The sequence below is a fragment of the Microbacterium gorillae genome (genome assembly GCF_000826185.2).
GTDB lineage: Bacteria > Actinomycetota > Actinomycetes > Actinomycetales > Microbacteriaceae > Microbacterium > Microbacterium gorillae.
Genome location: NZ_LN648874.1, coordinates 554,454 through 567,493 on the forward strand (window position 1 = coordinate 554,454; position 13,040 = coordinate 567,493).

Here is a 13,040-nt window from a genome sequence, read left to right on the forward strand (position 1 = left end):
CTCCCCGGTCAGCGCCGACCGCGACGAGCCATCAGCGTGTCGATGACGCCCGCCCAGACGTCCACCTGACGCTCGCCGGCGAGCTCCTGCGCATGCGCGTCGGAGTTCGCCTTGAACCGCGTCACGCTCGCCGGAGTGAGCCGTTCGATCGCCGCAGTCGTCGCTTCGAGGGTGAAGTCGTCGGCGACCTCGCCGATGCCGTAGTTGTCGGTGTAGTAGACCATCTCTTCGGACGGACCGATCACGACACCGAGACGCGCCTGCACGTAGTCGAAGAGCTTGTTCGGCAGTGCGAGCTTGTTGTTGAAGTTGATCGGCGGCAGCACGTGGATGCCGATGTCGTAGCCGCGCAGTGTCTCGGCCAGCTCGGCGTAAGGCACTGGATCGTGCACGGTGACGCGCTTCGAGGTGGCCGCGAAGTCCTTGAGCTCCTGCAGATAGGGCGGGTCGTTCGCGGTGAGGTAGAAGTCGAGCGTGACATCGTTCGAGGCCGCCTCCACCGCTTCGGCCATCACGTGCAGCTGGCGATTGCGCAGGCACGCTCCGCTGTGCACGAGTCGGATCGTCTCGCCCACGGGCGAGGGCACGCCCTCCTGGTACGGCGCGGCGTTGGTTACGAGTTCGGCGTGGAAGCCGAACAGTCGCTCGTACTCGTCGACGATGCCGCGGCTCACGGTGGTCCACGCGTTGGCCTTGGTGACGTAGCGACGGACGACCCATTCGAACCAGGGCGTGATCCGCTGGTGCCACAGCGCGTGGTCGTCGTGCAGGCGGGGGCTGTACTCGTGCAGGTCGGCCAGGACGCCGTGTCGGGGGCGCAGCTTCACGGCGACGGGCACAGCCTCGACGTCGTTGGCGATCGCCACGTCGAAGGTGCGCCCCTTCAGCGCCTCGCGCGACCACGCGACCGCCGAGAGCCGCCAGTAAGCCGGACGGTAGCGCTTGAGGGTGATGAGCGAACCGTTCAGGTCGTTGTACTTGGCCGACTCCGGGATCTCGATGTGCTCCACGACACCGTCCGGGGCAGGACCGTAACCGCACGTGGTCACGTCGTAGTCGCGGGTGAACCGGACGACCTGCTTCAGCACCCGCGCGTCGCGGGCGATCGGCGAGTACGACAGGATCAGCATCGTGGGACGTGTCGTCATGACCGGGACTTCCGCTCTCTTTTCAGGACGTACAGGATGAATCGCCGCAGCGTCGACTCGCGTGACATCGCGAAGATCGGGTTCGGAGTGAGCCAGCGCTGCAGCCGGCCGGCACTCGCCGCGCGGGCCGACTCACGGACCAGCCGGCTGACGGTGGGTTCCGTGAGCAGGGCGTCCAGGACGCGACGGTCCTGGATATTGAAGGGACGCAGCACGCCAGGGGCCAACGCGATGAGACTGCGCAGCAGCCCCGCGACATGGGCGACCTCGGCATCCCCGATCCACGTGCCCGCGGCGGAGCGCGCACGCGCCTTGCCGATGACGCTGACCCGCACCAGCTTGATCGCGAGGCTCCGTCGCCACCGGCTGGGGAGCGCCCGGACAGCGGGAGAAGACACCAGTCGAACAACGGCGGCGAGATCGTCCTCGAGGCTCATCGTCGCTTCGGTCGTCCGCTCGCGCGCGTCGGTGCCGATGACGTAGCAGGGCAGGCCCTCAAGCAGGTCGATGCGCCGCCCCTCGGTGAACAGCCGAACGGTGAACTCGAAGTCCTCGCCGACCCGCACGCCCTCCGTCATCCGCAGGTCGAGCTCACGCATGGTGGCGGTGCGGATGAGTCCTAGTGGCGCGGTGCGATAGAAGAGCCGGTCGCGCTCGGCGTCCAGGTCATGGTGGCGGCCGAGCCGGACGAGCGGGTTCGGCATCACGGCCTGGCCCTGGATGCGGATGCGGGCGATGGCCATGTCCGGCCTGCGCTCTCGCACGGCCTCAGCCCAGGCCGCGACGGCGCCGGGCTCGAGGAAATCATCCGATCCCATCACCGCGCAGTAGTCGGTCTCGACGAGCGAGAGGCCGTGGTTGAAGGGACCGGCGGCGCTGCGGGCTCCGTCCGCGAACGGCACCACGCGCCAGTCACCCGCGATCCCCGCGAGTCGCTGGTCGAACGTCGTGGCGTCCAGCCCGTGGGCGATGACGGTCACTCGTGCCAGACTCCGAGCCGTGTCGTCGGCGAGCACCGAGCGGACGGCGCGTTCTATCGGACGGCTCGGATCATGACAGGCGATGACCACATCGATGAGCGGGTCGCTCATGCCAGCCCGGCCAGGTGGGCCTGCTCCGCGAAGTTCGGCACCTCGGCGACGAGTTCTTCGAACGTGCCCCGGGCGGCGATCGTGCCGTCCTGCATGAAGCAGATGAGGTCGCTGTCCTTGATCGTGGACAGACGGTGGGCGACCGAGACGATGGTGACTTCGCCCTTGAGACCGCGGATCGCCGCGGTGACGAGCGATTCCGTCTTGGTGTCCAGAGCGCTGGTGGCCTCGTCCATGACGAGGATCAACGGGTCGCCGTAGAGCGCGCGGGCGATGCCGAGGCGCTGGCGCTGGCCGCCGGAGAGCGCCAGTCCGCGCTCACCGATGCGTCCGCGCATGCCGCCCTCGCGGGAGTCCACGACGTCCCACAGCTGCGCGCGCTCCAGCGCGGAGCGCACCTGGTCGAAATCGATGTCCTCGTCGTCCCACGCCAACGCGACGTTCTGGGCGATCGTGCCGTCGAAGAGGGAGACATCCTGCGGAACATAGCCCACCCGCGACCGCCAGTCGGCGAGCACGTCGACGAGGTCCTGATCGCCGAGCTTCATCGTGCCCTCTTGGGGCACCAGGAGGCCGAGCAGCACATCGACCAGCGTCGACTTGCCGGCGCCGGACGTACCCACCAAGGCCAGAGACGACCCGATCGGAACATCGAGGTCGATTCCGTGCACGGCGGGAGTGTCCTCGTGGCCCGGGTAGCCGAACGACACCCCGCTCAGGCGCAGCGCGTCCGGGGTGCCGTCGATGGGCGCGCGGCCGAGCTTCTCCGCGTTGGCGATGTGGATCTGCGACGCCTTGATGTCGAAGATGACGCCCTGCACGTGCGGCACGTTGGCCGTCGTGGTGGTGATGATCGACTGGAAACCGGTCAGGGATGGGATCAGACGGAACCCGGCGACGGCGAACAGGGCGATCGCCGCGATGGCGTTGTTCACGCCCCCGGCGACGTATCCGATGGCACCGACGAGCACGAACCCACCGACGAGCGCCGAGTTCATCACGAACACCGGCAGCGAGCCGAGGAAGCTCATGTTCGCGCGGGCCTTCGTGGAGAAGGAGCGGTTGTACTGCACGATCTCGGCGACCTCGCCCGCCTTGTTGCGCAGCGTGATCTCCTTCAGCGCCTGCACCATCTCGGTCATCAGCGCGGCGACCTTGAGCGAGTAATCGCGCGAGACGCGTCCGGCCTGCACCGCACGCTTGGAGACCACCCGGTACAGGATGAACATGATCAGACCGAGATAGAGGACGGTGATGAGGGCCGTCAGCGGCTGCACCACGATCAGCACGACGAGGATCAGCACGAAGCTGACCACCAGAGCGGGCAACTGGATGATCGGCAGCAGGAAACCGGCCGTGGTGTTGGCGATGCCGACGTCCGCGATGCGGACGATCTGCGCGGTGTTGCGCGCCAGCCGGTGCGTCCACGGGGCCTTGATGTAACTGTCGAAGAGGAAACGACCGATCTCGAGTTCGAACGCGGCGAAGCGTCGCGTTGCGAACCACTGCTGCCCGAGGGCCAGCACCGACTTCAGCAGGATGAGACCGGCGACACCGGCGAACACCCAGAGGAACGAGTCCTGCCCGATCGTGCCGATGATCGGCAGATGGATCTCCGTGCCGCTGAGCATCGGAGCCAGAGTCACGGCCAGCAGGCCCACGGCCGCGATGTCGAGCACCGCGAGCAGGCTCGAGACGACGGCGTACCGGGTGAGGTAGGACCGCGCATCGCCCGGGAGCCAGGGCAGCAACTCTCGGAAGGTTCGAAAGACGAGCTTCACGAGAGAACCGGCGAGGTCAGGGCGGAGACGGGCATCCGGTTATTCTCTCACGCGGCCTTGAGCGGACGCCGTGCGCCGCGACCGGCGGCCAGGAACGACTCCAGCGCACGCGCGCTGCGTGCGCCATCGTGAACCTCGCCGGCGAAGCTGACTCCGGATGCGGCGATCTCGGCGAATCGATCGGGACGGGCGACGACCTCGCGCAGGACCCGCTCGAGATCCACGGCACGGGCCTCCACGATCGGCAGTTCGCGTCCACTCTCGTGCCGGACCGCTTCGCGGACGTCGTCGCCGACATGACTGATCACCAGGCGGCCGGCCGCCATCGCTTCGACCGCCGCGACGCCGTAGATTCCCAACCCGAACTGGTCCAGCACGATATCCGCCTCGCCGTAGATCCCGGGCATGTCGGCCGCCGCCACCCCGTGGATCTCGCGGTACTCGACGAGCCCTTCGGCATCCAGACGTCGCATCAGTTCGGTGATGAGCTCGGTGCCCTTGAGCCCGGCGTTGCTCGGGGCGTGAACCACGACGGGGCGGTTGGCAAGCCGTTGCGGCGGCGCGGGACGCGCCCACCGCTGCACGTCGACGACGACGGGCAGCCAGGTGGCGCCCGGCACGAACCGCAGCAGGTCCGGTGTGGAGACGAACACCGGGAGGGCGAGCTCGCGCATCAGCGCATGATTGACCGCGGTGATCTCCGTCAACCGCTCGGTGTCGGCGTATCGATCACCATGAAAGGGCGAGTCCGGCTCTGCAGCCGCGTGCGCGCCCGGCGAACGGATGTCGCTGCCGTGCCAGAGCAGGGCCACCTGCACCCCCCGGTCGATCAGCGGACGCACCTGATCGGAGACGGCACCATCCGAGCCGAAGAGGTGCCTTCCGGACTCGACGATGACGTGCGAGAAACGACGTCGAACGGCCCGGCGTTGCGCACGTTGCCAGTGCTTGTTCACGCGGAAGAAGACCGTGGGAACCTCATGGTCGGCCGGGAAGCCGAAGACATCGTCGGGATTTCGGTACATGAAGTCCGCGGCGGCGACCCCGGGGATTCGTTCGGCGGCTCGAGCCCAGGCGAATCCCTGACCGGCGGAGTTCACCGGACCGATGAACAGCGTCCGCTCGGCACGGGTGATCGGCGTCGTCCCCGCGTCCCGCGCGGCTCGACGATCCTGCCACTCGTGCCAGAGGCGCGCGACGACGGGATGATGAACGATGCGGGACCGCAGGGAGGGCGACATCCGATCAGAAGCGGACGGACTGGCCGGACTCCGCCGATTCGAGCGCTGCCTCGACGACAGCGAGCGTCCGCAGGCCCTGGGCCATCGTGACCACGTCGGACTCGAGCCCGAGCACGGCGTCGCGGAACGCCTCGTGCTCGACCTTCAGCGGCTCGCGCTTGGCGAACGAGAAGCGGGTCACGTCGCCCTCGGTGACACCGCGGAAGGCCATCACGGACTCCCATTCGGTCTCGATGGTGCCGTTGGCGAAGAAGGTCAGGTCCCCCGTCGAGGTGTCCGCGACGAACGCGCCCTTCTCACCAGTCACGACCGTCAGGCGCTCCTTCATCGGGCTCAACCAGTTCACGAGGTGGTTGGTGATGACGCCGGACTCCAGACGACCGGTGATCGCGATCATGTCCTCGTACTCGCGACCGCTCTTGAAGGCGGTCTGCCCGAACACGCTGGAGTACTCGCTCTGGGCGACCCAGGCGGTGAGATCGACGTCGTGCGAGGCGAGGTCCTTGGCGACGCCGACGTCGGCGATGCGGGCCGGGAACGTGCCCTGACGGCGCGTGGCGATCTGGTAGACCGCGCCGAGGTCGCCCGCTTCCAGTCGGCGACGCATCTGCTGCAGCGCCGGGTTGAAGCGCTCGATGTGGCCGACCGCGCCGACCAGACCGCGGGACTCGAACGCCTCGACCATATGAGCGCCCTGCTCGACGGTCTCCGCGATCGGCTTCTCCACGAGGGTGTGCACGCCTGCCTCGGCAAGTGCCATCGCGGCGTCGAGATGGAACCGGGTGGGCACCGCCACGACGGCGATGTCGATGCCGGCGCCGATCAGCGCGCCGACGTCGGACAGGACCTCAAGGTCACCGGCGACACCGTGCGGGTCCCCACCGGGGTCGGCGATGGCGACCAGTTCGACACCGCTCACCTCGCGCAGCACGCGCGCGTGGTGGCGGCCCATCATGCCGACGCCGAGGAGTCCGGCGCGCAGGGCGGCCATCAGGCGCCCGCCTGCGCGACGGTGTTCACCGCGGCGACGATGCGGTCCAGGTCATCCTGTGACAGCGACGGGTGCACCGGCAGCGAGACGACCTCGGCCGCGGCCTTCTCGGTCTCGGGCAGCTCCAGCCCGGGCGCGAAGTGCGTCAGGGACGGCAGACGGTGGTTCGGGATCGGGTAGTACACACCCGATCCGACGCCGTGCTCCTCCTTGAGTGCGCGGACGAAGCCGTCGCGGTCCTCGGGCACCCGCACGGTGTACTGGTGATACACGTGCACGGCGCCCTCGGCGACCGGCGGCACCACGACACCGGACAGGTTCGCGTCCAGGAACGCGGCGTTGCGGCGACGGGTCTCGGTCCAGCCGTCGACCTTGGTCAGCTGCACGCGACCGATCGCGGCGTGGATGTCGGTCATGCGGTTGTTGAAACCGACGACCTCGTTCTCGTACTGGCGCTCCATGCCCTGGCTGCGCAGCAGCTTGACCATGCGCTCGGTCGCGGCGTCGGCGACGGCGACCATGCCACCCTCACCGCTGGTCATGTTCTTGGTCGGGTAGAGCGAGAACATGCCGAACTGCCCGAACGTTCCGACGGCCTGGCCGTTCAGCGAGGCGCCGTGCGCTTGCGCGGCGTCCTCGTAGAGGGCGATGCCGTGCTTGTCGGCGATCGCCGCGAGCTCGCGCATGTGCGCCGGGTGGCCGTACAGGTGCACCGGCATGATGCCCTTGGTCTTCGGCGTGATGGCCGCCTCGACCGCGGCCGGGTCGAGCGTGAAGTTCTCCGCCTCGATGTCGGCGAACACCGGGGTGGCGCCGGTCAGGGCGACCGAGTTGCCGGTCGCGGCGAACGTGAAGGACGGCACGATGACCTCGTCGCCAGGGCCGACGCCGGAGGCGAGGAGTCCCAGGTGCAGGCCCGAGGTCCCGGAGTTGACCGCGACGGCGGCGCGGCCGCTGAGGAAGTGCGCGGAGAACTCCTGCTCGAACGCGGCGACCTCCGGTCCCTGTGCCACCATGCCGCTGCGCAGGACGCGATCGACGGCCTCGCGCTCCTCGTCGCCGATGATCGGCTTTGCCGGGGGAATGAACTCGGTCACTCTGACTCCTTCAGGATTCCATCGGTCTCGACGTAGCGGTCACCCGTGCTCGGGCACACCCACACGTCGGAAGTCTCGTTCTCGCGCTGCAGCGGGACGCCCGCCTTGCCGACCCAGGCCAGGCGCTTGGCCGGAACTCCGGCGACCAGCGCGAAGGCGGGGACGTCCTTGACGACGACCGCACCGGCGGCCACCGTCGCCCACTCGCCGACCGTCACAGGGGCGACGCAGGTCGCGCGCGCGCCGATCGACGCGCCTCGTTCGATCGTGACGCCGACCGGCTCCCAGTCGTGCGCGCTCTTGATCGTGCCGTCCGGGTTGATCGCCCGCGGGTAGGTGTCATTGGTCAGCACGACGGCCGGGCCGATGAACACGCCGTCGGCGAGCTTCGCGGGCTCGTACACCAGAGCGTAGTTCTGCACCTTGCAGTTGTCGCCCATCGTCACACCGGTGCCGATGTAGGCGCCACGGCCGACGATGCAGTCTTTCCCCATCACCACGTCCTCGCGCACCTGCGCGAGATGCCAGATCGACGAACCGGCTCCGATGACGGCGTTCTCGGCCACGTCTGCGGTGTCGGTGATGCGGACGGTGGGAATCTCAGTCACGGTGTTCTTCCTGTTCACGGGTGCAGCGCACGCTCATCGCGCGACGGAGGCACCAGATCCAAGCCTACCGCCGGATTCTGCGAGGACTTCGGACACCGCACCCGCCACGCGATGAGCGACCGCCGACGACGAGACGTTCTCGTTCGCCCAGGCCACGCGTTCCGGACGCAGGCGTTCGCTCGTGCCGTCGTCGGCCTCGGTGATCAGACGGCGCATGGCATCGGCGACGGCTGTCTCGGAGAAGGCCACGGCCAGGCCCAGGTCTCCCTCTCGCACCAGGGTCGCACCGCCGTCGGGCCCGGCGAAGATCACCGGAGTGCCGACGGCTGCGGCTGCGTACGTCTTGGTGGGTCGGGCGAAGTCATATCCGATGCCGGGAACGATGCTCACGAGGGAGCCGAGGGCACCGCGGATCCAGCTCGCCGATTCTGCCGGTGACACCACTCCCCCGAAATGCACCCGGCCGGGGATGAGCTCGTCGGCGAGCGCCCGCAGGTCGGCCTCGACGACACCCTGGCCGAAGAAGCGGAGAGAGATGTCCGGATGCTGCGAGGCGACTCGGGCGAACGCGCGGACGAACACGTCCGGCTGCTGCCATTCGCTCATGGTCCCGGTGTAGACGAAGTATCGCTCCCCGGGAGAGGCCACGCCCGCGTCGGGATTGAAGATCTGGGTGTCGACCCCGTTGCCCACGGTGACGACGCGAGCCGGATCGGCGCCGAGCGTCACGAGACGTTCGGTCACGCCGTCCGAGACCGAGATGATGCGGGTGGCACGGCGCAGCGCCCACCGCTCCATCGCGCGCATGATCGCGATGATCGGGCGAGCGGCGCCCATCGAGATCACGCCGTCGGTCCACACGTCCGCGGCGTAGTAGATGAACTTCTTCCGCCGCAGGATCGATGCCAGCCCGACCGCGATGCCGGTCGTCGGCGGGGATTCGGCCACGGCGACGTCGTACCGGGCGAACAGCATGCGAAGAATGAGCGGGCCGTCATAGCTGGCGTACTGCACGTACCCGCGCACGTTGCCGCCCCCATCGCGCAGCACCGGCCAGCGGCGGACCCGGATGCCGTCCGGATCCGGTGTCGACGGCGCCTGCTTCGGCGGCCGGGTGGTGAGCACGGACACGTCGAACCCGGCGCGAACGAGCGCGGTGCCCATCGCCGTCAATCGGAACGCGCCCGCGCCGACCTCGGGCGCGAACAGCCGAGACGCGATCACCGCGATCGGTCGCCTGGACAAGAGACTTCCTCCTCTACGGCGTCCGCGCGTTCGGCCGCGCGTCGCCACCTGGTCTGTGGGGGTGCGTTCGGGACGGTGACGGACCATCGACACACGAACTCCCCGGAGTCTACTGGTGGCCAGCGGTCAATCTCCGCAGGCCGTGATGCGCCAGAGCGATGCATCGCCGATGGCGTCGACCTCGGTGAAGCCCGGCTGACCTGCGAAATCTGTCATTCCGGGCATCAGCCAGCGACCGGGAGTGGTGTCACCCTCGCCGAAGTCAAGCACGTAGTCGACGTCGCCGTAGGCGTGCAGGGCTGGGCAGACGGCCGGGTCGGTCGCCGCGTCGCGGAGGCTCTCGGCGAGGACGGAGAACTGCGCGGTCTGCGGCGCTGACCACGTGCGCGGCACGACGTCACGACCGCTCAAAGCGAAGCCGAATCCCGCGCCCGTCGAAGGGTTGCCGATGATGACGGCGTCAGCCGGGACCAACTCGGGCAGTCGTTCGAGCAGTTCGCGCTCATCCGTGCTCAAATAGCTGTCCGCGCCCGCCCGATAGGTCGACACGTCGACATTGTTGTCTTTCAGGAAGGTGGGCGTTGCGACGGGAATGACGACGAGTGCCACGAGCGCGATCACCACCACGACCGCTCCGCCGACGCCGGCCGACACCAGGCGCGCGGGTACCCCGACGTCACTGCGGCGAACGACGACCCGACGCGCCAGACGGACGAGAGCGCCCACACCCATGGCTGCGAGCGGGATCACGATCACGGGGGCCACGGACGCGATACGGCTCGGATCGGCATACCAGGGCGCGAGGAGCACTTCGCGGAAGATGTGCCGGCCCGCCGAGGCCACGATGACGTACAGCGCCGACAGCGCCAGCCACGCCACGACCACCCAACGCGTCGCTGGTCGCACGGCACTGGCGACCAGACCCACGACGGCCAGGATGCTCACGGCCCAGGCGGCGGGGAGGGTGACCTGCGAGTTCAGCAGGACGTTGATCACCGCTTCGGCCTTGCCCTCGCTGGCACCCCAGTGGGCGCCGGACGTGCTGCGTGAGAACAGGAACCACACCACGGCGAGCACGATCCACCCGGCCACCGCGGCGAGCACCGGCATCAGACGCATGCCGCGCCCGGCGCGGATCACCCGAGCACTGAGGGCGATCATCGCGAGCAACCCCCAGATCAGGAACGCGGCAGGCTGCGAGAGGAGAATCGCCGAGGCCGCCACCGCGACGAACAGAGCCCCGAGGATCGCGCGCGCGACGGGGCGCCGGGCGATCGCGGCGAGGACGTGCGGAAGTTCGACGACGAGCGCGAGGGCTGCCGGGATGAGCGCGGTGGAAAGCGCGTTCGGGTACAGCACACCCCACTGGAACATCAGCACGGGGAAGGTCTGGAGGGTGCCGGCCAGGACGGCGGCGTATGCGGCGACCATCGTCGATGACGAAACCGCACGAGCGAGCCAGGCGATCCCCGTCGTCCAGATGATCGCGCCGATCACGATCGTGAACGCGTTCGCCGCGACGGGAATGCTCGCGCCCGTGATCAGGACGACGAGAGAGACCACGCCGTGCCACGCGGCGGGGTAGAAGCCCGTGCCCCCGACGAAACCGCTGACCTGCAGTGACGACGCCGACCCGATGTCTTCGATGTAGCGGATCGCATTGAGGTGGAAGACGGCGTCGTTGGTCTGTGAGATGTTCCCCGGTTCCTGAATGTAGGCGATGAGGCGGAAGGCGATCAGCGAGGCGCCGATGACCAACGCCACCACCAGAATCGGCCACCGCCGCACGATCTGACGCGGCGCGGGGATCCTGTCCGTCAGCAGCACCCTGACCCCGAAGCCGATCGCGACGGTGGCGGCCGCAGCGGCGGCGAAGGACAGCGGGGTCCATCGCACCCCGATGATGCCCAGGACCAAGGCGCTGATACCGACGATGGCGACACCGGCGACCGGCGCGAACGCGAGCAGCGCGAGGCCCCGGATGCGTGTGACCGCCAGAAGCGCCAACCCCGGCACGTAGACCACGGCGATCGCCGCGAGGATCGCGGGGACCGCCCCGATCCAGTCGGCGATCATTCGCTCACCAGCGCGATCGCGCCCTCGATCTCACCGTCGTAAATGAGTTCGCCCTTGTTGATCACGATGCCGCGTGTGCAGAGCTCGCGAATCATCTCCATGTCGTGGCTGACCACGACGAGGGTCTTGCGCGCCTCGATCAGCTCGATGAACTTGAGGCGGCACTTCTCGCGGAACGGCACGTCGCCGACGGAGAGGATCTCATCGACCAGCAGCACGTCCAGCTCGACGTGGATCGCGACCGAGAACGCCAGCCGCATGAACATTCCGGAGGAGTAGTGCTTGACCTCCTGATCGATGAACTCGCCGATCTCACTGAACGCGACGATCTCGTCGTAGCGGGCGTCGATCTCGTCCTTCTGCATGCCGAGGATGGCCGCGTTGAGGTAGACGTTCTCGCGGCCGGAGAGCTCCGGGTGGAACCCCGCCCCGACCTCGATCAGTCCGGCGACGCGCCCGCGCGTGTGCACGGTCCCGACATCGGGCTGCATGACGCCGGAGATGAGCTTGAGCAACGTGGACTTGCCGGAGCCGTTGAAGCCCATGATGGCGACGGACTCGCCCTCATTGATGGAGAAGTCCACACCCTTGAGCGCCTCGAAGACGCTGGTGGTCTTCCGTCGGCGGATCCAGGCGACGATGGTGTCCTTGAACGAGAACGCGTGGTTCAGGATGAAGTGCTTGCGGACGTGGTCGACGATGACGCTCGGCCGGTCGAGGGTTGAAGTGCTCATAGCTCCTGCGCGAACCTTCCCTCCATGCGGCGGAACACGATCTGGCCGAGGGCGAACACGACGGCGCAGATCAGGAACGCCCACAGCGTGTCGATCGCGAGATGCGGCTGCACGGGGTTCGCCGCGATGACCGGCGAATCGGACAGCGACTCGTCGGTGACCGTGTACCAGAAGCCGTAGTGGAACAGTTCGACGGCCTGCGTGATCGGGTTGAGCATGTACAGCCGCACGGCCCAGCTCGGCAGGTGTTCGGTCAGGACGGTCCAGTGGTACAGCACCGGGGATGCCCAGGTGGCCAGCATCAGCAGCAGCTCGACGATGTTCTCCGCGTCCCGGAACCGGACGTTCACAGCGCCGAACAGCAGACCGAGGCCGAGCGCGAGGAAGCTGATCAGGAGGATCGCCGCGAGGATGGCCAGGATCCCGAGGACCGTGATCTGGGTGAACCAGCCGAGGAAGGCGCAGACCACCAGCAGCAGCGCCAGCTGCGGCAGGAAGTGCACGAAAGCGACGATGACCGCGGACACCGCGAACAGCTGCCGCGGCAGGTACACCTTGCGCACGAGCGGGGCGTTGCCGACGATCGCGGTGGTGCCGTTCTTGTACGCCTCGCTGAACAGGTTGATGATCACGATGCCGCTGAACAGGTACACGGCGAAGTTCGGGATGCCTCGCTCCTGGTGCAGCAGCACGCCCAGCACGAGCCAGAACACGATGAACTGGGCCGCCGGACGGACATAGGACCACGTCCAGCCCAGCACGGAGTTGCGGTACCGCGTCGTGACGCCGGTGCGCACCAGCAGGGTCAGAAGGTAGTGCCAACGGATGACGTCCAGGAACCCCCGGCTGCGGCCGGGGATCTGGAAGTCGCTCGGCGACAGCGCGCCGAAGCGCGACGACGGTGGGGTCACGTGACTGCTCGTTCGATTCGGGGTGAGGTGAAGAACTCGGCTCCGATCCTATGTCATGAGCCTCGGCCGACCCTGGAAGGCGGATCCGTCGGACCGGACGCATCGTGCGCCGGTCCG

11 protein-coding genes are annotated in these 13,040 nt (G+C 68.1%); all 11 read right to left on the reverse strand.

Going from position 1 to position 13,040, the window contains the following annotated elements; all coding sequences use genetic code 11:
• Positions 1–8 precede the first annotated feature (8 nt).
• Complete coding sequence (locus BN1193_RS08600; RefSeq protein ID WP_052460572.1) at positions 9–1,148, reverse strand: glycosyltransferase family protein; 1,140 nt, start codon at positions 1,146–1,148, stop codon at positions 9–11.
• Positions 1,145–2,239, reverse strand: a complete 1,095-nt coding sequence (locus BN1193_RS08605; RefSeq protein ID WP_040165457.1) for a glycosyltransferase — start codon at positions 2,237–2,239, stop codon at positions 1,145–1,147. Before BN1193_RS08605 ends, BN1193_RS08600 begins: the two co-directional genes overlap by 4 nt.
• Positions 2,236–4,020 (reverse strand): ABC transporter ATP-binding protein, encoded by a 1,785-nt coding sequence (locus tag BN1193_RS08610; protein WP_040165459.1) that lies wholly within the window; start codon positions 4,018–4,020, stop codon positions 2,236–2,238. Before BN1193_RS08610 ends, BN1193_RS08605 begins: the two co-directional genes overlap by 4 nt.
• A gap of 47 nt (positions 4,021–4,067) precedes the next feature.
• Positions 4,068–5,261 carry a glycosyltransferase family protein gene (locus tag BN1193_RS08615; protein WP_052460573.1) on the reverse strand — a complete coding sequence of 398 codons (1,194 nt, stop codon included), beginning with the start codon at positions 5,259–5,261 and terminating at the stop codon, positions 4,068–4,070.
• Between the two features lie 4 nt (positions 5,262–5,265).
• The gene (locus BN1193_RS08620) at positions 5,266–6,252 is read right to left on the reverse strand and encodes a Gfo/Idh/MocA family protein (RefSeq protein WP_040165461.1); all 987 of its coding nucleotides are present in this window, start codon (positions 6,250–6,252) and stop codon (positions 5,266–5,268) included.
• The gene (locus BN1193_RS08625; RefSeq protein WP_040165462.1) at positions 6,252–7,349 is read right to left on the reverse strand and encodes a DegT/DnrJ/EryC1/StrS family aminotransferase; all 1,098 of its coding nucleotides are present in this window, start codon (positions 7,347–7,349) and stop codon (positions 6,252–6,254) included. Before BN1193_RS08625 ends, BN1193_RS08620 begins: the two co-directional genes overlap by 1 nt.
• Complete coding sequence (locus tag BN1193_RS08630; protein ID WP_040165464.1) at positions 7,346–7,957, reverse strand: acyltransferase; 612 nt, start codon at positions 7,955–7,957, stop codon at positions 7,346–7,348. The genes BN1193_RS08625 and BN1193_RS08630 overlap by 4 nt, the downstream gene beginning before the upstream one ends.
• Positions 7,958–7,990: 33 nt before the next feature.
• A complete protein-coding gene (locus BN1193_RS08635) occupies positions 7,991–9,202 on the reverse strand; it encodes a glycosyltransferase family 4 protein (RefSeq protein ID WP_195907836.1) in 1,212 nt (403 codons plus the stop codon).
• A 126-nt stretch (positions 9,203–9,328) separates the two neighbouring features.
• The gene (locus BN1193_RS08640; protein WP_040165465.1) at positions 9,329–11,278 is read right to left on the reverse strand and encodes a DUF6541 family protein; all 1,950 of its coding nucleotides are present in this window, start codon (positions 11,276–11,278) and stop codon (positions 9,329–9,331) included.
• Positions 11,275–12,012: an ABC transporter ATP-binding protein gene (locus BN1193_RS08645; RefSeq protein WP_040165466.1), complete on the reverse strand. Its 738-nt coding sequence runs from the start codon at positions 12,010–12,012 to the stop codon at positions 11,275–11,277. Before BN1193_RS08645 ends, BN1193_RS08640 begins: the two co-directional genes overlap by 4 nt.
• Positions 12,009–12,923, reverse strand: coding sequence for an ABC transporter permease (locus tag BN1193_RS08650; RefSeq protein ID WP_230206455.1), 915 nt, complete (start codon positions 12,921–12,923; stop codon positions 12,009–12,011). The genes BN1193_RS08645 and BN1193_RS08650 overlap by 4 nt, the downstream gene beginning before the upstream one ends.
• Positions 12,924–13,040 lie beyond the last annotated feature (117 nt).